Source organism: Photobacterium andalusiense (assembly GCF_900185625.1).
Classification (GTDB): Bacteria; Pseudomonadota; Gammaproteobacteria; order Enterobacterales; family Vibrionaceae; genus Photobacterium; species Photobacterium aquimaris.
Genome location: NZ_FYAJ01000018.1, coordinates 1 through 15,558, shown reverse-complemented (window position 1 = coordinate 15,558; position 15,558 = coordinate 1). Strand labels below are relative to the sequence as shown.

The 15,558-nt window shown below is 45.3% G+C and carries 30 protein-coding genes and 1 rRNA gene; 1 reads left to right on the top strand and 30 read right to left on the bottom strand.

The window, feature by feature from the left end; genetic code table 11:
• Nucleotides 1–602, bottom strand: a 16S ribosomal RNA gene (locus PAND9192_RS19900); the annotation flags it as partial.
• Between the two features lie 557 nt (nt 603–1,159).
• Here PAND9192_RS19900 and PAND9192_RS20740 point away from each other — a divergent pair.
• Nucleotides 1,160–1,333, top strand: coding sequence for a hypothetical protein (locus PAND9192_RS20740; protein ID WP_159458262.1), 174 nt, complete (start codon nt 1,160–1,162; stop codon nt 1,331–1,333).
• A 10-nt stretch (nt 1,334–1,343) separates the two neighbouring features.
• Here PAND9192_RS20740 and rplQ read toward each other — a convergent pair whose 3' ends face one another.
• The 29 genes from rplQ to PAND9192_RS19755 form a co-directional block, all read right to left on the bottom strand.
• Nucleotides 1,344–1,727, bottom strand: a complete 384-nt coding sequence (gene rplQ / locus PAND9192_RS19895) for a 50S ribosomal protein L17 (RefSeq protein ID WP_005370955.1) — start codon at nt 1,725–1,727, stop codon at nt 1,344–1,346.
• Between the two features lie 34 nt (nt 1,728–1,761).
• Nucleotides 1,762–2,751, bottom strand: a complete 990-nt coding sequence (locus PAND9192_RS19890) for a DNA-directed RNA polymerase subunit alpha (RefSeq protein ID WP_036789646.1) — start codon at nt 2,749–2,751, stop codon at nt 1,762–1,764.
• Between the two features lie 23 nt (nt 2,752–2,774).
• Nucleotides 2,775–3,395, bottom strand: a complete 621-nt coding sequence (gene rpsD / locus PAND9192_RS19885) for a 30S ribosomal protein S4 (RefSeq protein ID WP_061000877.1) — start codon at nt 3,393–3,395, stop codon at nt 2,775–2,777.
• Between the two features lie 32 nt (nt 3,396–3,427).
• Complete coding sequence (gene rpsK / locus PAND9192_RS19880) at nt 3,428–3,817, bottom strand: 30S ribosomal protein S11 (protein ID WP_005370963.1); 390 nt, start codon at nt 3,815–3,817, stop codon at nt 3,428–3,430.
• A gap of 19 nt (nt 3,818–3,836) precedes the next feature.
• Complete coding sequence (rpsM, locus tag PAND9192_RS19875; protein ID WP_005370966.1) at nt 3,837–4,193, bottom strand: 30S ribosomal protein S13; 357 nt, start codon at nt 4,191–4,193, stop codon at nt 3,837–3,839.
• A 145-nt stretch (nt 4,194–4,338) separates the two neighbouring features.
• Nucleotides 4,339–4,452, bottom strand: a complete 114-nt coding sequence (gene rpmJ / locus PAND9192_RS19870) for a 50S ribosomal protein L36 (protein ID WP_000868186.1) — start codon at nt 4,450–4,452, stop codon at nt 4,339–4,341.
• A gap of 31 nt (nt 4,453–4,483) precedes the next feature.
• The gene (gene secY, locus PAND9192_RS19865; protein ID WP_061000879.1) at nt 4,484–5,809 is read right to left on the bottom strand and encodes a preprotein translocase subunit SecY; all 1,326 of its coding nucleotides are present in this window, start codon (nt 5,807–5,809) and stop codon (nt 4,484–4,486) included.
• Nucleotides 5,810–5,831: 22 nt separating this feature from the next.
• Nucleotides 5,832–6,266, bottom strand: a complete 435-nt coding sequence (rplO, locus tag PAND9192_RS19860) for a 50S ribosomal protein L15 (RefSeq protein WP_036789641.1) — start codon at nt 6,264–6,266, stop codon at nt 5,832–5,834.
• A 5-nt stretch (nt 6,267–6,271) separates the two neighbouring features.
• On the bottom strand, nt 6,272–6,451 hold the full coding sequence (rpmD, locus tag PAND9192_RS19855) for a 50S ribosomal protein L30 (protein ID WP_005302823.1): 180 nt from the start codon (nt 6,449–6,451) through the stop codon (nt 6,272–6,274).
• A 5-nt stretch (nt 6,452–6,456) separates the two neighbouring features.
• On the bottom strand, nt 6,457–6,954 hold the full coding sequence (gene rpsE, locus PAND9192_RS19850) for a 30S ribosomal protein S5 (protein WP_061000881.1): 498 nt from the start codon (nt 6,952–6,954) through the stop codon (nt 6,457–6,459).
• Between the two features lie 12 nt (nt 6,955–6,966).
• Nucleotides 6,967–7,320: a 50S ribosomal protein L18 gene (rplR, locus tag PAND9192_RS19845; RefSeq protein ID WP_036789636.1), complete on the bottom strand. Its 354-nt coding sequence runs from the start codon at nt 7,318–7,320 to the stop codon at nt 6,967–6,969.
• A 9-nt stretch (nt 7,321–7,329) separates the two neighbouring features.
• Nucleotides 7,330–7,863 carry a 50S ribosomal protein L6 gene (gene rplF, locus PAND9192_RS19840; RefSeq protein ID WP_061000883.1) on the bottom strand — a complete coding sequence of 178 codons (534 nt, stop codon included), beginning with the start codon at nt 7,861–7,863 and terminating at the stop codon, nt 7,330–7,332.
• 12 nt (nt 7,864–7,875) lie between these two features.
• Nucleotides 7,876–8,268, bottom strand: coding sequence for a 30S ribosomal protein S8 (rpsH, locus tag PAND9192_RS19835; RefSeq protein WP_045032673.1), 393 nt, complete (start codon nt 8,266–8,268; stop codon nt 7,876–7,878).
• A gap of 37 nt (nt 8,269–8,305) precedes the next feature.
• Nucleotides 8,306–8,611, bottom strand: a complete 306-nt coding sequence (gene rpsN / locus PAND9192_RS19830; protein WP_005370985.1) for a 30S ribosomal protein S14 — start codon at nt 8,609–8,611, stop codon at nt 8,306–8,308.
• Between the two features lie 15 nt (nt 8,612–8,626).
• On the bottom strand, nt 8,627–9,166 hold the full coding sequence (gene rplE / locus PAND9192_RS19825) for a 50S ribosomal protein L5 (protein WP_036789621.1): 540 nt from the start codon (nt 9,164–9,166) through the stop codon (nt 8,627–8,629).
• Between the two features lie 15 nt (nt 9,167–9,181).
• On the bottom strand, nt 9,182–9,493 hold the full coding sequence (gene rplX / locus PAND9192_RS19820) for a 50S ribosomal protein L24 (protein ID WP_036789611.1): 312 nt from the start codon (nt 9,491–9,493) through the stop codon (nt 9,182–9,184).
• A gap of 12 nt (nt 9,494–9,505) precedes the next feature.
• On the bottom strand, nt 9,506–9,877 hold the full coding sequence (gene rplN / locus PAND9192_RS19815; protein WP_036789609.1) for a 50S ribosomal protein L14: 372 nt from the start codon (nt 9,875–9,877) through the stop codon (nt 9,506–9,508).
• 165 nt (nt 9,878–10,042) lie between these two features.
• Nucleotides 10,043–10,297 carry a 30S ribosomal protein S17 gene (gene rpsQ / locus PAND9192_RS19810; protein ID WP_061000885.1) on the bottom strand — a complete coding sequence of 85 codons (255 nt, stop codon included), beginning with the start codon at nt 10,295–10,297 and terminating at the stop codon, nt 10,043–10,045.
• On the bottom strand, nt 10,297–10,488 hold the full coding sequence (gene rpmC / locus PAND9192_RS19805) for a 50S ribosomal protein L29 (protein ID WP_036789604.1): 192 nt from the start codon (nt 10,486–10,488) through the stop codon (nt 10,297–10,299). The genes rpsQ and rpmC overlap by 1 nt, the downstream gene beginning before the upstream one ends.
• On the bottom strand, nt 10,488–10,898 hold the full coding sequence (gene rplP, locus PAND9192_RS19800) for a 50S ribosomal protein L16 (RefSeq protein ID WP_036789596.1): 411 nt from the start codon (nt 10,896–10,898) through the stop codon (nt 10,488–10,490). Before rplP ends, rpmC begins: the two co-directional genes overlap by 1 nt.
• A gap of 11 nt (nt 10,899–10,909) precedes the next feature.
• Complete coding sequence (gene rpsC, locus PAND9192_RS19795; protein ID WP_036789594.1) at nt 10,910–11,599, bottom strand: 30S ribosomal protein S3; 690 nt, start codon at nt 11,597–11,599, stop codon at nt 10,910–10,912.
• Between the two features lie 19 nt (nt 11,600–11,618).
• Nucleotides 11,619–11,951 (bottom strand): 50S ribosomal protein L22, encoded by a 333-nt coding sequence (gene rplV / locus PAND9192_RS19790; RefSeq protein WP_005302797.1) that lies wholly within the window; start codon nt 11,949–11,951, stop codon nt 11,619–11,621.
• Between the two features lie 10 nt (nt 11,952–11,961).
• Complete coding sequence (gene rpsS, locus PAND9192_RS19785) at nt 11,962–12,240, bottom strand: 30S ribosomal protein S19 (RefSeq protein ID WP_005302795.1); 279 nt, start codon at nt 12,238–12,240, stop codon at nt 11,962–11,964.
• An 18-nt stretch (nt 12,241–12,258) separates the two neighbouring features.
• Nucleotides 12,259–13,083, bottom strand: coding sequence for a 50S ribosomal protein L2 (rplB, locus tag PAND9192_RS19780; protein WP_061000886.1), 825 nt, complete (start codon nt 13,081–13,083; stop codon nt 12,259–12,261).
• Nucleotides 13,084–13,101: 18 nt separating this feature from the next.
• The gene (gene rplW / locus PAND9192_RS19775; RefSeq protein ID WP_036789589.1) at nt 13,102–13,404 is read right to left on the bottom strand and encodes a 50S ribosomal protein L23; all 303 of its coding nucleotides are present in this window, start codon (nt 13,402–13,404) and stop codon (nt 13,102–13,104) included.
• Nucleotides 13,401–14,003, bottom strand: a complete 603-nt coding sequence (rplD, locus tag PAND9192_RS19770; protein WP_036789587.1) for a 50S ribosomal protein L4 — start codon at nt 14,001–14,003, stop codon at nt 13,401–13,403. The genes rplW and rplD overlap by 4 nt, the downstream gene beginning before the upstream one ends.
• Before the next feature lie 16 nt (nt 14,004–14,019).
• Nucleotides 14,020–14,649, bottom strand: a complete 630-nt coding sequence (gene rplC / locus PAND9192_RS19765) for a 50S ribosomal protein L3 (RefSeq protein ID WP_036789584.1) — start codon at nt 14,647–14,649, stop codon at nt 14,020–14,022.
• A gap of 14 nt (nt 14,650–14,663) precedes the next feature.
• Nucleotides 14,664–14,975, bottom strand: coding sequence for a 30S ribosomal protein S10 (gene rpsJ / locus PAND9192_RS19760; protein WP_002541412.1), 312 nt, complete (start codon nt 14,973–14,975; stop codon nt 14,664–14,666).
• 452 nt (nt 14,976–15,427) lie between these two features.
• Nucleotides 15,428–15,558: EF-Tu C-terminal domain-related protein (locus PAND9192_RS19755; protein ID WP_082955749.1), on the bottom strand; the 131-nt coding region annotated here is incomplete at its 5' end.

Genomic DNA, 15,558 nt, shown 5'->3' with positions numbered 1-15,558 from the left:
TTGCTTAACAGACCGCCTGCATGCGCTTTACGCCCAGTAATTCCGATTAACGCTCGCACCCTCCGTATTACCGCGGCTGCTGGCACGGAGTTAGCCGGTGCTTCTTCTGTTGCTAACGTCAAACGCTGAAGCTATTAACTTCAACGCCTTCCTCACAACTGAAAGTACTTTACAACCCGAAGGCCTTCTTCATACACGCGGCATGGCTGCATCAGGGTTTCCCCCATTGTGCAATATTCCCCACTGCTGCCTCCCGTAGGAGTCTGGACCGTGTCTCAGTTCCAGTGTGGCTGATCATCCTCTCAGACCAGCTAGGGATCGTTGCCTTGGTGAGCCATTACCCCACCAACTAGCTAATCCCACCTGGGCTAATCCTGACGCGAGAGGCCCGAAGGTCCCCCTCTTTGCTCCGAAGAGATTATGCGGTATTAGCTATCGTTTCCAATAGTTATCCCCCACATCAGGGTATATTCCCAGGCATTACTCACCCGTCCGCCGCTCGTCAGCATTGATAGCAAGCTATCAATCTGTTACCGCTCGACTTGCATGTGTTAGGCCTGCCGCCAGCGTTCAATCTGAGCCATGATCAAACTCTTCAATTAAAGTTTTGTTGTTTCTTTCGAAACGGCTCAATGAATACTGACTTCAAAACTACCTTAGTAATTTTAAAGCTATTATCGTTCCAACAGAACGATAATGAATTGACTGTGCCAAATAACCGTAGTTATTTGTATTGGTCACTCAGTTCATTGATAAATCTTTCGACTTAACTATTCAACGAGTGCCCACACAGATTGCATGGTCAAATTGTTAAAGAACATCCTGATTTCGGTAACCGCTTGCGCCGTTGTCCGTGTCAGTGAGGTCGCATTATAGGGAGATTTTACCTGCTGACAAGCATATTTTTAATAAATAAAACCGTTTGCTCAAATTTAAGCCACCTTTGGCGTAACTGTTACTTTTATGCTCACAAAGGCTCTGAATATAGTTTTTAAAGCACCTCTAAAATATCAATATAATTATTATTATCTGCCCTAATTCTATAAAACACCGATTAATCATGATGAGTAATACAATCAAGCATTAATAAAGATGAGATATTGAAACAAAAGTCGGCTCTTACTAATAGCTATTTAGGTAACGCTGCAAACAAATACAATTGGAGAATAGATCTATAGTAGAAGTAGAAGTAGAAGTAGAAGTAGAAGTAGAAGTAGAAGTAGAAGTAGAAGTAGAAGTAGAAGTAGAAGTAGAAAATTATAGTTTGGAATTAATTACAATAAAATATCAAAAAAAAAGCCGAGTCCAAGGACTCGGCTTTCTTCTTATTTAATGGCTAGTGCTTATTCAGCAGCAGCTTCTTCCTTTGCAGGACGGTCTAATAACTCGATGTAAGCCATAGGAGCTTTATCACCTGTACGGAAACCGCACTTCATGATACGAGTATAACCACCAGGACGCGCTGCGAAGCGTGGACCTAGTTCATTAAATAATTTCGCAACAACTTCGTTATCACGAGTACGAGCGAATGCAAGACGACGGTTAGCAACACTGTCGGTCTTAGCTAGGGTAATCAAAGGCTCAATTACGCGACGTAGCTCTTTTGCTTTAGGCAAGGTAGTCTTAATTAATTCGTGACGTACCAGAGAGCTAGCCATGTTGCTGAACATCGCTTTACGATGACTGCTGTTGCGGTTGAGTTGACGACCACTCTTACGATGGCGCATGACCTAATCCTTCTAACTAGATATCAGTAAACTGTTAATCTTCAGCGATTGATGCAGGTGGCCAATTTTCTAGGCGCATACCTAGAGATAGACCACGAGAAGCTAATACATCTTTGATTTCTGTCAAAGACTTCTTACCAAGGTTTGGCGTTTTAAGAAGCTCAACCTCGGTACGCTGAACAAGATCACCGATGTAATGGATCGCTTCTGCTTTCAGACAGTTAGCAGAGCGAACAGTTAGTTCAAGATCGTCTACAGGACGCAGTAGGATCGGATCGAACTCCGGCTTCTCTTCTTTCTCTTCAGGAACTCGTACATCACGAAGATCTACAAATGCATCCAATTGTTCAGCAAGAATTGTTGCTGCACGACGGATAGCTTCCTCAGGATCAAGAGTACCATTAGTCTCCATATCGATTACTAGCTTGTCTAGGTCAGTACGTTGTTCTACACGTGCTGCCTCTACCGCGTAAGCGATACGGTCCACTGGGCTGTAAGTAGCATCTACTAACAAACGACCAATTGGACGCTCATCTTCTTCAGTGTGAATACGAGCTGATGCTGGTACGTAGCCGCGACCACGTTCTACCTTGATGCGCATGCTTAATTCAGCATTGTCATCAGTTAGATGGCAGATTACGTGTTCTGGGTTCGCAATCTCAACATCACCATCATGGGTGATGTCACCTGCAACAACAGGGCCTGCACCAGATTTGTTCAGAGTAAGAATAACTTCATCTTTACCCTCAACCTTAACGGCTAGACCTTTAAGGTTAAGAAGAATTTCAAGGATATCCTCCTGAACGCCTTCTTTGGTGCTGTACTCATGTAACACACCGTCGATTTCTACTTCAGTTACAGCACAACCTGGCATTGAAGATAGCAAAATACGACGAAGAGCGTTTCCTAGAGTGTGGCCAAAACCACGCTCCAACGGCTCTAGAGTTACTTTTGCGTGCGTAGAGCTAACTTGTTCGATGTCAACTAGACGCGGCTTAAGAAATTCTGTTACAGAACCCTGCATTGTGTCCTCTCTTAACTGTAGCCTTACTTAGAGTAAAGCTCGACGATCAGGTGTTCGTTGATGTCGGCAGACAAATCAGAACGTTCTGGAAGACGCTTAAACGTACCTTCCATCTTGCTGCTGTCTACTTCGACCCAAGTCGGTAGTTCACGCTGTGTAGCAACTTCAAGAGCTGCTTTAATGCGTGCTTGGTTCTTAGCTTTCTCACGAATGCTAACAACGTCGTTTGCCGCTACCTTGAAAGAAGGAACGTTTACGACTTGACCATTAACTAGAATCGCTTTGTGGCTTACCAATTGACGAGATTCAGCGCGAGTTGCACCAAAGCCCATACGGTAAACTACGTTATCTAAACGACCTTCAAGAAGCTGAAGCAGGTTTTCACCTGTGTTACCCTTAATGCGGGCAGCTGTCTTGTAGTAGTTACGGAATTGTTTTTCTAGTACGCCATATGTACGACGAACTTTCTGCTTCTCACGAAGCTGAACGCCGTAATCAGATAGACGACCGCGACGAGCACCATGTTGGCCCGGAGCGTTATCAATCTTACACTTGGTATCAATCGCACGTACACCAGACTTAAGGAATAAGTCAGTGCCTTCGCGACGGCTAAGCTTAAGCTTAGGACCCAAATATCTTGCCATTTTCTTTCTCCAATATTCCTAGAAACTAAACGTTATACGCGACGTTTCTTAGGTGGACGACAACCGTTATGAGGGATCGGAGTCGCATCAACAATGTTAGTGATACGGAAACCCGCTGCGTTTAGAGCGCGGATTGTAGACTCACGACCAGGACCAGGGCCCTTAACCATAACTTCTAGGTTCTTAACGCCATATTCTTTGGCCATTTCACCACAACGCTCAGCAGCAACCTGTGCAGCGAACGGAGTAGATTTACGAGAACCACGGAAACCTGAACCACCTGCAGTTGCCCATGAAAGAGCATTACCTTGACGGTCAGTAATGGTTACGATTGTGTTGTTGAAAGAAGCATGGATGTGCGCAACGCCATCGGCTACTTGCTTGCGTACGCGCTTACGAGCGCGAGTTGGTTGTTTTGCCATTGTACTCTACCTTATCCGACTATTTTTTGATCGGCTTGCGCGGACCCTTGCGGGTACGTGCGTTGGTTTTAGTACGCTGTCCACGAAGAGGTAGACTGCGACGGTGACGAAGACCACGGTAACAACCAAGGTCCATAAGGCGCTTGATGTTCATGGAAATTTCACGACGAAGATCACCTTCTACAGTGTACTTAGCTACACCATCACGCAGTAGATCGATCTGTTCTTCAGTTAGTTCACTGATCTTAACATCTTCAGCAATACCAGTCTCAGCTAGAATAGCTTGAGAACGAGTCTTACCGATGCCGTAAATCGCAGTTAATGCGATTACAGCGTGTTTCTGATCAGGAATGTTAATGCCTGCAATACGGGCCACTATTCACTCCTAGTACTTTACAAGAATAACCGCTGCAGAGCCCGTTCAGGATACGCAGCGGTGGTACAATTCTTTTGCACATAACAAAAGATGGTTGACTAATTTAGCCAACCTATCTTCAATTTGCAAGAAATATTTCTGCTAATTAGCCTTGGCGTTGTTTATGCTTTGGCTCACTGCAAATTACACGCACAACACCGTTGCGCTTGATAACTTTACAGTTACGGCAGATTTTCTTAACGGAAGCACGAACTTTCATTGCTAAACTCCGTAAATATGGAAAACTAAACTTAGCGGCCGTAGCCTTTTAGATTAGCTTTTTTCAATACTGACTCATATTGTTGAGACATCAAATGTGTCTGAACTTGAGCCATGAAATCCATGATAACAACAACTACGATTAGTAAGGAAGTACCGCCGAAATAAAAGCGTACGTTCCATGCAATCATCATGAACTCGGGGATCAGACAGATAAAGGTGATATACAACGCACCCGCAAGGGTTAGTCGAGTCATTACTTTATCAATGTACATTGCGGTCTGTTCACCCGGGCGAATACCAGGTATGAATGCTCCAGACTTCTTCAAGTTATCAGCTGTCTCGCGAGGGTTAAACACCAACGCGGTATAGAAGAAACAGAAGAAAATAATTGCAGCAGCGTAGAGCATTACATAAAGTGGCTGTCCTGGACTAAGGGCAAGTGAAATATCACTTAACCAGCCAAGACCTTCACTTTGTCCAAACCACTGAGCCAGTGTGCCTGGAAACAGAATAATACTCGATGCGAAAATTGCTGGGATTACACCGGCCATGTTGATTTTCAACGGCAAGTGTGTGCTCTGCGCAGCAAAGACACGACGGCCTTGTTGACGCTTGGCGTAGTTAACGACGATACGACGTTGACCACGTTCCATGAACACTACAAAGTAAATCACAGCAAAAGATATAACCGCAATTAACAGTAGAAGAAGTACGTGCAATTCACCTTGACGCGCTTGCTCTACGGTCTGTCCAATAGCTGGCGGCAAACCAGCAACGATACCAGTGAAAATAATCACAGATATACCGTTACCAATGCCACGCTCGGTAACTTGCTCACCTAACCACATTAAGAACATGGTACCAGTAACCAAACTAACCACGGCAACAAAATAGAAACTAGGACCTGGATTATGTACCAAGCCTGGAATCATACTTGGTAACCCCGTTGCAATACCAATTGCTTGGAAGGTTGCCAATACAAGCGTACCGTATCGGGTGTACTGACTAATCTTACGACGGCCAGCTTCACCTTCTTTCTTCAACTCAGCCAAGGCTGGATGAACTACTGTTAGCAGCTGGACAATAATGGACGCAGAAATATACGGCATTATGCCCAGAGCTAAAATAGAAGCACGCGAGAGTGCACCACCAGAGAACATGTTAAACATCTCAATGATGGTACCCTTTTGCTGCTCGAACAGACTGGCAAGTACAGTAGCGTCAATACCAGGAATAGGCACAAAGGATCCAGCTCGGAATATTAATATCGCACCTAATACAAAGAGAAGGCGTGACTTAAGCTCTGCTAGGCCACCTTGTCCACTACGAAAATCTTGTCCTGGTTGTTTAGCCATCTGTACCTCATCCTCGAGTTAATTATTCCTCGATTTTACCGCCAGCAGCTTCGATAGCAGCTAAAGCGCCTTTAGTAACGCGTAGGCCTTTCACTGTTACTGAACGAGCGATATCACCAGAAAGTACAACTTTCACGAACTTAATGTCCTTAGTGATAACATTCGCAGCTTTTAGTGTTTCAAGGCTTACAACATCACCTTCAACTTTCGCTAGCTCTGCTAGACGAACTTCAGCTGTTACTAGGCTCTTACGAGACGTAAAACCGAACTTTGGTAGACGCTGTTTCAAAGGCATTTGACCGCCTTCAAAACCTGGGCGAACAGAACCACCTGAACGTGATTTCTGACCTTTAACACCACGGCCACAAGTTTTACCTAGACCTGAACCGATACCACGGCCTACGCGCTTCGCAGAAGGCTTAGAACCAGCAGCCGGTGATAGAGTATTCAAACGCATACTGATTACTCCTCAACTTTAACCATGTAGTAAACTTTATTGATCATGCCGCGTACGCAAGCAGTATCTTCAAGTTCAACAGTGTGGTTGATGCGACGAAGGCCTAGGCCGCGCAAAGTAGCTTTATGCTTCGGTAAACGACCGATAGAGCTCTTTGTTTGGGTTACTTTAATAGTTTTAGCCATGTCGATTACTCCAGAATTTCTTTAACAGAAAGACCACGTTTTGCAGCGATCATTTCTGGAGAGTTCATTCCACTTAAACCAGCAATCGTTGCGCGAACAACGTTGATTGGGTTAGTAGAACCGTATGTTTTTGCTAGTACGTTACGGATACCCGCAACTTCTAGCACTGCACGCATTGCGCCACCGGCGATGATACCAGTACCTTCTGATGCAGGCTGCATGTACACTTGAGAACCAGTGTGACGGCCTTTAACAGCGTGGTGAAGAGTACCTTCGTTGATTGCGATCGTAACCATGTTACGACGTGCTTTTTCCATCGCTTTCTGGATTGCAGCAGGCACTTCACGTGCTTTACCATAACCAAAACCGATGCGACCGTTACCGTCACCAACTACTGTTAGTGCAGTAAAGCTGAAAATACGACCACCTTTAACCGTTTTTGAAACACGGTTAACAGCGATCAGTTTTTCATTCAAATCTGATTGTGTCTTTTCGTTAGCCATCTTCCGCCTACCTTAGAATTTCAGACCAGCTTCACGAGCAGCTTCTGCTAGTGTCGCGATACGGCCGTGGTATTGGAAACCAGAGCGATCAAATGCAACGTTAGAGATGCCTTTTTCAATCGCGCGCTCAGCAATAGTTTTACCTACAACTGCAGCAGCGTCTTTGTTTCCGGTACTCTTAACTTGCTCACGGATCGCTTTTTCTAAAGTAGAAGCGGCTGCGATAACCTCAGAGCCGTTCGGTGCAATTACCTGAGCGTACACGTGACGTGGAGTACGGTGTACAACTAGGCGAGTTGCGCCCAGTTCAGCAATCTTACGACGTGCTCGGGTCGCACGACGGATACGAGATGCTTTCTTATCCATAGTGTTACCTTACTTCTTCTTAGCTTCTTTAGTACGCACAACTTCGTCGGCGTAACGAACACCTTTACCTTTATAAGGTTCAGGGCTACGGTAAGCGCGAATATCAGCAGCTACCTGACCAACCAACTGCTTATCAGTACCTGTAAGTACGATTTCAGTTTGTGATGGACATTCAGCTTTGATACCTGCTGGAAGTTCGTGCTCAACTGGATGAGAGAAACCTAGAGTTAGACCTACAGCGTTGCCTTTAATAGCAGCACGGTAACCAACACCCTTAAGAGTCAGCTTCTTAGTGAAGCCTTCGGTAACACCAACAACCATGTTGTTAACTAGTGCACGAGCAGTACCTGCTTGTGCCCAAGCTTTATCGAACCCTTCACGAGGACCGAAAGTAACTTTGTTCTCTTCCAAAGTTAGAACTACTGCTGGGTTCATCATGCGAACTAGTTCGCCTTTAGAACCTTTAACAGTAATTTCCTGACCGTTAAGCTTAACTTCTACGCCGGCAGGGAAAACTACTGGTGCTTTTGCAACACGAGACATGTTCTACTCCTATTATGCTACGTAGCAGATAATCTCACCGCCAAGACCCGCTTTGCGTGCAGCGCGGTCGGTCATAAGACCCTTGGAAGTGGAAACGATAGCAATACCAAGGCCACCCATCACTGATGGTAGCGCACCTTTTTTCTTGTAGATGCGTAGACCAGGACGTGATACACGTTGGATTTGCTCAATAACTGGATTAGCTTCGAAGTACTTAAGAGTAACTTCTAGCTCTGGCTTAACTTCACCTGTTACAGTGTAGTCTGCCACGAAACCTTCTTCTTGTAATAATGCTGCAATTGCAACTTTAAGCTTAGAAGATGGCATTTTAACAGCAACTTTTTTCGCTGCCTGACCGTTACGAAGACGGGTCAGCATATCCGAAATCGGATCTTGCATGCTCATAAGTTAATACTCCGTGATTCTGAATTGCTTACTGGTATTACCAGCTTGCTTTACGTAGACCCGGAATCTCGCCTTTCATGCAAGCTTCACGAACCTTGATACGGCTAAGACCGAACTTACGTAGGTAGCCGTGTGGACGTCCAGTCTGGTTACAGCGATTACGCTGACGAGACTTCGCAGAATCACGTGGTAGTGACTGAAGTTTAAGCACTGCATTCCAGCGATCTTCTTCAGACGCATTCACGTCGCTAATTAGAGCTTTTAGCGCAGCACGCTTTTCAGCGAACTTAGCTACTAGCTTGGCACGTTTAGCTTCACGTGCCTTCATTGATTCTTTAGCCATTAGTAACCCTTACTTTTACTTACGGAATGGGAAGTTAAAAGCAGACAGTAGAGCTAGAGCTTCTTCATCAGATTTAGCAGAAGTTGTGATTGTGATATCTAAACCACGTACACGATCTACTTTATCGAAATCGATTTCTGGGAAGATGATCTGCTCACGAACGCCCATGCTGTAGTTACCACGACCATCGAATGATTTCGGGTTTAAACCACGGAAATCTCGAATACGAGGTACAGCAATTGAAATTAGACGCTCGAAAAAGTCCCACATACGCTCGCCACGTAAGGTTACTTTACAGCCAATAGGGTAGCCCTCACGGATCTTAAAGCCTGCAACTGACTTGCGTGCTACTGTGATTAGCGGCTTCTGACCTGCAATTGCAGTCATGTCAGCAGCAGCGTTTTCTAGCAGCTTCTTGTCGTTGATAGCTTCGCCCACACCCATGTTAAGTGTGATCTTTTCGATCCTTGGGACTTGCATGATACTCTTGTATTCGAACTTGCCAGCAAGGTCTTTTACAACAGTCTCTTTGTAGTAATCATGCAGTTTCGCCATAGTACTACTCCAAACTTACTTGATAGTTTCGCCAGTCGATTTAAAGAAACGAACTTTTTTGTCGTCTTCAAATCGGAAGCCTACACGGTCCGCTTTACCTTGACCGTTAACGATAGCAACATTAGACGCATCGATCGCAGCTTCCTGCTCAACAATACCGCCTTGAACACCCATTGCCGGAACCGGCTTCTGGTGTTTCTTAACCATGTTAATACCTTCAACGATAACTTTACCGGTTGCTAGAACCTTAGTTACCTTACCAGTCTTGCCTTTATCTTTACCAGCAAGAATGATAACTTCGTCGTTACGACGGATTTTAGCTGCCATTATAGTCGCTCCTTAAAGTACTTCTGGCGCTAGTGATACAATCTTCATGAATTTCGTATTACGAAGTTCACGAGTCACAGGGCCAAAGATACGGGTACCGATAGGTTGCTCAGTAGTGTCGTTCAACAATACGCAAGCATTACGGTCAAAGCGAATGACAGAGCCATCTTGACGACGAACGCCTTTACGGGTGCGTACAACCACCGCTTTCAGGACATCACCTTTCTTAACTTTACCGCGTGGAATTGCTTCCTTTACAGTAATCTTGATGATGTCACCGATATGTGCATAGCGACGGTGAGAACCACCCAGAACCTTAATACACATTACGCTACGTGCGCCGGAGTTATCCGCAGCATCAAGCATACTTTGCATTTGGATCATGTTAGTGCTCCGCTAATTTAAAACATCTAGACCCAAATCGAGTCGATATGCCTTTTCTTCAAAGGCGGCGAATAATAACACCATTTTCGACCGATGGGTAGATAAAAAAATGAACGGCCCTAAGTTTTTCAGGGCCGCTTACTTAAACAGCTGAAAAGTCAGTAATTAGATACGTGCTTTTTCAACTACGCGTACCAGTGTCCAAGACTTAGTCTTTGACATTGGACGGCACTCACGAACTTCAACCATGTCGCCTAGGCCACATTCGTTGTTTTCGTCATGTGCATGAAGCTTAGTCGTGCGTGTGATGTACTTACCGTAAATCGGGTGCTTCACTTTACGCTCGATAGCAACAACAATAGACTTATCGCCTTTGTCGCTAACTACACGACCAAGCTGAGTACGGATTTGATCGCTCATTATGCGCCAGCCTTCTCAGTCAGTACAGTTTTAACACGTGCGATATCACGACGTACAGTTTTAAGATTATGAGTCTGCTGTAGTTGACCAGTCGCAGCTTGCATGCGCAAGTTAAACTGTTCACGTAGCAAATTCACAAGCTCTGCATTAAGCTCTTCAACGCTTTTAGCGCGTAGATCTAGTGCATTCATCACATCACCGCCTTAATTACGAATGTTGTCTTGATTGGTAGCTTACGTGCAGCAAGATTAAATGCTTCACGAGCTAGTGCTTCAGGAACACCACCCATTTCGTATAGAACTTTACCTGGTTGAATCTGTGCAACCCAGTACTCCACACTACCCTTACCTTTACCTTGACGAACTTCAAGAGGCTTAGATGTGATTGGTTTGTCTGGGAATACACGAATCCAGATTTGGCCCTGACGTTTTACATGACGAGTCATAGCACGACGTGCAGCTTCGATCTGACGAGCAGTTAGTCGACCACGACCAACAGCTTTAAGACCAAATTGACCAAAGCTTACATCAGTACCGTTCGCTAGACCGCGGTTACGACCTTTAAAGGCCTTGCGGAATTTAGTGCGTTTAGGTTGCAGCATCAATAAACTCCTTATTTACGGCTTTTGCGCTGCTTCTTAGGCTTGTCAGCCTTTGGCTCTTCAACCGGCATGCCGCCTAGAACTTCACCTTTGAAGATCCAAACTTTAACGCCGATAACACCGTATTGGGTGTGAGCCGAAGAAGTTGCGTAGTCAATGTCAGCACGAAGAGTGTGTAGAGGCACACGGCCTTCACGGTACCACTCAGTACGTGCAATTTCAGCACCGCCTAGACGGCCGCTTACTTCAACTTTGATACCTTTAGCGCCAAGACGCATAGCGTTTTGAACTGCACGCTTCATCGCGCGACGGAACATAACACGACGCTCTAGCTGAGACGAAATGCTGTCTGCTACTAGTTGACCATCTAGTTCTGGTTTACGTACTTCAGCGATGTTGATCTGAGCTGGAACGCCCGCGATCTTCGCAACTGCTGCACGTAGTTTCTCTACGTCTTCGCCTTTCTTACCGATTACTACGCCTGGACGAGCAGTGTGAATAGTCACACGGATGCTCTTAGCAGGACGCTCGATAACGATGCGTGATAGAGATGCTTTTGCTAGTTCCTTAGTAAGGAACTGGCGTACCTTGAAATCGCCGTCTAGGTTGTCAGCGAATTCTTGGCTGTTAGCAAACCAAGTGGTATTCCAAGGCTTACAGATGCCTAAACGAATACCATTAGGATGTACTTTCTGACCCATTGCTTTCTCTCCTAGTCTCTTAGCGGTCTGCTACAACAACAGTGATGTGGCTAGAACGCTTCAAGATGCGATCGGCACGGCCTTTAGCACGAGGCATAATACGCTTCATGGTAGGACCTTCGTCAACGAAGATTTTTGCAACATTAAGATCATCAATGTCTGCGCCTTCGTTGTGTTCTGCGTTAGCGATAGCTGACTCTAGAACTTTCTTGATTAAATCAGCAGCTTTTTTGTTGCTGAAGTTAAGAATTTCTAGAGCTTGAGCAACTGGCTTACCGCGCAGTTGATCTGCAACCAAACGAGCTTTTTGCGGCGAAATGCGAGCAAAGCGATGTTTAGCGATAGCTTCCATTACCTACTCCTTAGCGCTTTTTAGCTTTCTTATCCGCAGCATGACCGCGGTAAGTACGTGTTGGTGCAAATTCGCCTAGCTTGTGACCGATCATTTCTTCAGAAACGAAAACAGGAACGTGCTGACGACCATTATGGACAGCGATGGTCAAACCGATCATCTGAGGGATGATCATTGAGCGACGGGACCAAGTCTTAACAGGCTTTTTGTCTCCGCTTTCCAACGCTTTCTCTACCTTCTTCAGCAAGTGTAGGTCAATGAATGGACCTTTCTTGAGAGAACGTGGCATGGCGTATCCTCTTTATAATTACTTATTACGACGACGTACGATGTACTTGTCGGTGCGCTTGTTGCTACGAGTCTTATAACCCTTAGTTGGAACGCCCCAAGGTGTTACTGGATGACGACCGCCTGATGTACGACCTTCACCACCACCGTGTGGGTGATCCACTGGGTTCATTACAACACCACGTACAGTTGGACGAACACCGCGCCAGCGTGAAGCACCAGCTTTACCTAGCTCACGTAGCATGTGTTCTGCGTTACCAACTTCACCTAGAGTCGCACGACCTTCAGCAAGAACTTTACGCATTTCACCAGAACGTAGACGTAGAGTCACATAAGTGCCTGCACGTGCAATGATCTGAGCGTATGCACCAGCTGAACGAGCCAGCTGTGCACCTTTACCAGGCTTAAGTTCAACACAGTGTACTGTTGAACCTACTGGGATGTTGCGCATTGGTAAAGTGTTACCAACTTTGATAGCAGCATCTTCGCCAGACTGGATCATATCACCAGCTTGGATACCTTTAGGTGCGATAATGTAGCGGCGCTCACCGTCTGCGTACAGAACTAGAGCAATGTTTGCGCTACGGTTTGGATCGTATTCTAGACGCTCAACTTTCGCTGGGATGCCATCTTTAGTACGTTTAAAGTCAATTAGACGGTAGTGTTGTTTGTTACCACCACCGATATGACGTACTGTGATACGACCGTTATTGTTACGACCACCTGACTTAGAGTTTTTCTCTAGTAGTGGTGCGTACGGCTTACCCTTATGCAGGTCAGAGTTAACCACTTTTACTACGTGGCGACGACCTGGGGAAGTCGGCTTACATTTTACAATAGCCATTCTTCTTTGCTCCTAGCCTTACTCTGCACTACCAGCGAAGTCGATGTCTTGACCTTCTTTCAAGATAACATACGCTTTCTTCACGTCTGAACGACGGCCTTGGCGCATACCTTGACGTTTGGTCTTACCCTTAGTGATAAGAGTATTTACAGACTTAACTTCAACCTCAAACAGTTTTTCAACTGCTGCTTTGATCTCTCTCTTTGTCGCAGTAATAGCAACTTTAAACACGATAGTATTCGCGTTTTCAGCAGCCATTGATGCTTTTTCAGAGATGTGCGGAGCACGTAGAACTTTTAAAATACGCTCTTCAGTGATCATGCTAGCATCTCCTCAATTGCTTTAACTGCAGCTGCAGTCATTACAATTTTATCGAAAGCGATCAAGCTAACTGGATCGATTGCCGCTGCATCACGTACGTCTACTTTGTATAGGTTACGTGCTGCAAGGAATAGATTCTCATCTAGTTCGCCAGTTACGATTAGTGCATCAGTTAGCTCAAGCTCTTTAAGCTTAGCAACTAGTGCTTTTGTCTTTGGTGCTTCTAGAGTGAAGTTTTCAACAACGATTAAACGCTCTTGACGAACTAACTCAGAAAGAATGCTCTTCATAGCACCGCGGTACATTTTCTTGTTTACTTTTTGGCTGTGATCCTGAGGACGAGCAGCGAAAGTAACACCACCAGAACGCCATAGCGGACTGCGGATTGTACCTGCACGAGCGCGACCAGTACCCTTCTGGCGCCATGGCTTAGCGCCACCACCAGAAACGTCTGAACGAGTCTTCTGAGCACGTGTACCCTGACGAGCACCTGCTGCAAACGCAACAACTACTTGGTGTACAAGCGCTTCATTGAAATCACGCCCAAAAGTAGTTTCGGAGACAGTTAGCGCGTTAGCGCCTTTGACTACCAATTCCATTACTAACTCCTCGACGTTACGCTTTAACAGCTGGTTTAACGATCACGTTACCGCCTGTAGCACCAGGGACTGCACCTTTAATAAGAAGCAGATTGCGCTCAGCGTCAACACGTACGATCTCTAGGTTTTGAGTCGTTACACGCTCAGCACCCATATGACCAGCCATTTTCTTGCCTTTAAATACACGACCTGGAGTTTGACATTGGCCAATTGAACCCGGAGCGCGGTGAGACAAGGAGTTACCATGGGTCATATCTTGAGTACGGAAGTTCCAGCGCTTAATAGCACCTTGGAAGCCCTTACCTTTAGATGTACCAGTAACGTCTACTTTTTTAATTTCGTTAAAGATTTCAACACTTAGCTCAGCGCCAACTGCGAATTCTTCATTATTTTCTAGACGGAATTCCCAAAGACCGCGACCAGCTTCTACACCTGCTTTCGCAAAGTGACCAGCTTCTGGCTTAGATACGCGGCTAGCTTTCTTAGTTCCAGCTGTTACTTGAATAGCGTTGTAACCGTCAGTTTCTACAGATTTAACCTGAGTAACGCGGTTGTTTTCAACTTCAACAACAGTAACTGGAATAGAAATGCCATCTTCGGTAAAGATGCGGGTCATGCCCACTTTACGACCGATTAGACCAATCATTCTCTTATCTCCCCTTAACCTAGGCTGATCTGTACGTCAACGCCAGCAGCTAGATCTAGACGCATCAGAGCATCAACAGTTTTGTCTGTAGGCTCAACGATGTCGATAAGGCGCTTGTGTGTACGAATTTCGTACTGGTCACGTGCGTCCTTATTAACGTGTGGAGAAATAAGAACAGTGAAGCGCTCTTTGCGAGTAGGAAGAGGGATTGGACCCTTAACCTGTGCGCCAGTACGCTTAGCTGTTTCAACGATTTCCGCAGTAGACTGGTCGATCAAACGATGATCGAACGCCTTTAGGCGGATACGAATACGTTGGTTCTGCATTAGACAGAGCTCCAAATAAAAATTACACAAACAATATCGCCACTCACGTTCGTAAAGACGAAGGAATGTCGATTGATTTATGTGAACGTAGCATCCCTATCGGATGCATTGTCAGCCAATTTAATGACTGCGAACATAAGTCAGAGTTTTCATTATGAAACATACTTGGCAAGCCAGTAGTAAGTTTCTCCTCAACGCTTATTGGTTCACAACAGCACTTACAAGACTTCGTCTCAGGCAGTGTCGAGCATTATACAGATCACATTTTTGAAATCAAGCCTTGATCGATAAATAAACAACCTTCTAATTGTTGCTTTTTATTATCAACAACTTAAACATCATCAATTGTAATAATTTGCCAGCCCTACCCACTTAAAGCGTTATCTATATAGTTATTCATATAAAAAAAGGGAGCCTAAGCTCCCTTTTTTGTACGTAAGTACTAAATGTTATTAAGCAACGATAGTTGCAACAACACCAGCACCAACTGTACGGCCACCTTCACGGATAGCAAAACGTAGACCTTCGTCCATCGCGATAGGTGCGATTAGAGTAACAGTCATAGAGATGTTATCACCAGGCA

Coding starts and splice junctions, on each gene's coding strand:
- rplQ (WP_005370955.1), bottom strand. CDS start 1,727: ATGCGCCATCGTAAGAGTGGTCGTCAACTCAACCGCAACAGCAGTCAT.
- PAND9192_RS19890 (WP_036789646.1), bottom strand. CDS start 2,751: ATGCAGGGTTCTGTAACAGAATTTCTTAAGCCGCGTCTAGTTGACATC.
- rpsD (WP_061000877.1), bottom strand. CDS start 3,395: ATGGCAAGATATTTGGGTCCTAAGCTTAAGCTTAGCCGTCGCGAAGGC.
- rpsK (WP_005370963.1), bottom strand. CDS start 3,817: ATGGCAAAACAACCAACTCGCGCTCGTAAGCGCGTACGCAAGCAAGTA.
- rpmJ (WP_000868186.1), bottom strand. CDS start 4,452: ATGAAAGTTCGTGCTTCCGTTAAGAAAATCTGCCGTAACTGTAAAGTT.
- secY (WP_061000879.1), bottom strand. CDS start 5,809: ATGGCTAAACAACCAGGACAAGATTTTCGTAGTGGACAAGGTGGCCTA.
- rplO (WP_036789641.1), bottom strand. CDS start 6,266: ATGCGTTTGAATACTCTATCACCGGCTGCTGGTTCTAAGCCTTCTGCG.
- rpmD (WP_005302823.1), bottom strand. CDS start 6,451: ATGGCTAAAACTATTAAAGTAACCCAAACAAAGAGCTCTATCGGTCGT.
- rpsE (WP_061000881.1), bottom strand. CDS start 6,954: ATGGCTAACGAAAAGACACAATCAGATTTGAATGAAAAACTGATCGCT.
- rplR (WP_036789636.1), bottom strand. CDS start 7,320: ATGGATAAGAAAGCATCTCGTATCCGTCGTGCGACCCGAGCACGTCGT.
- rplF (WP_061000883.1), bottom strand. CDS start 7,863: ATGTCTCGTGTTGCAAAAGCACCAGTAGTTTTCCCTGCCGGCGTAGAA.
- rpsH (WP_045032673.1), bottom strand. CDS start 8,268: ATGAGCATGCAAGATCCGATTTCGGATATGCTGACCCGTCTTCGTAAC.
- rpsN (WP_005370985.1), bottom strand. CDS start 8,611: ATGGCTAAAGAATCAATGAAGGCACGTGAAGCTAAACGTGCCAAGCTA.
- rplE (WP_036789621.1), bottom strand. CDS start 9,166: ATGGCGAAACTGCATGATTACTACAAAGAGACTGTTGTAAAAGACCTT.
- rplX (WP_036789611.1), bottom strand. CDS start 9,493: ATGGCAGCTAAAATCCGTCGTAACGACGAAGTTATCATTCTTGCTGGT.
- rplN (WP_036789609.1), bottom strand. CDS start 9,877: ATGATCCAAATGCAAAGTATGCTTGATGCTGCGGATAACTCCGGCGCA.
- rpsQ (WP_061000885.1), bottom strand. CDS start 10,297: ATGAGCGATCAAATCCGTACTCAGCTTGGTCGTGTAGTTAGCGACAAA.
- rpmC (WP_036789604.1), bottom strand. CDS start 10,488: ATGAATGCACTAGATCTACGCGCTAAAAGCGTTGAAGAGCTTAATGCA.
- rplP (WP_036789596.1), bottom strand. CDS start 10,898: ATGCTGCAACCTAAACGCACTAAATTCCGCAAGGCCTTTAAAGGTCGT.
- rpsC (WP_036789594.1), bottom strand. CDS start 11,599: ATGGGTCAGAAAGTACATCCTAATGGTATTCGTTTAGGCATCTGTAAG.
- rplV (WP_005302797.1), bottom strand. CDS start 11,951: ATGGAAGCTATCGCTAAACATCGCTTTGCTCGCATTTCGCCGCAAAAA.
- rpsS (WP_005302795.1), bottom strand. CDS start 12,240: ATGCCACGTTCTCTCAAGAAAGGTCCATTCATTGACCTACACTTGCTG.
- rplB (WP_061000886.1), bottom strand. CDS start 13,083: ATGGCTATTGTAAAATGTAAGCCGACTTCCCCAGGTCGTCGCCACGTA.
- rplW (WP_036789589.1), bottom strand. CDS start 13,404: ATGATCACTGAAGAGCGTATTTTAAAAGTTCTACGTGCTCCGCACATC.
- rplD (WP_036789587.1), bottom strand. CDS start 14,003: ATGGAATTGGTAGTCAAAGGCGCTAACGCGCTAACTGTCTCCGAAACT.
- rplC (WP_036789584.1), bottom strand. CDS start 14,649: ATGATTGGTCTAATCGGTCGTAAAGTGGGCATGACCCGCATCTTTACC.
- rpsJ (WP_002541412.1), bottom strand. CDS start 14,975: ATGCAGAACCAACGTATTCGTATCCGCCTAAAGGCGTTCGATCATCGT.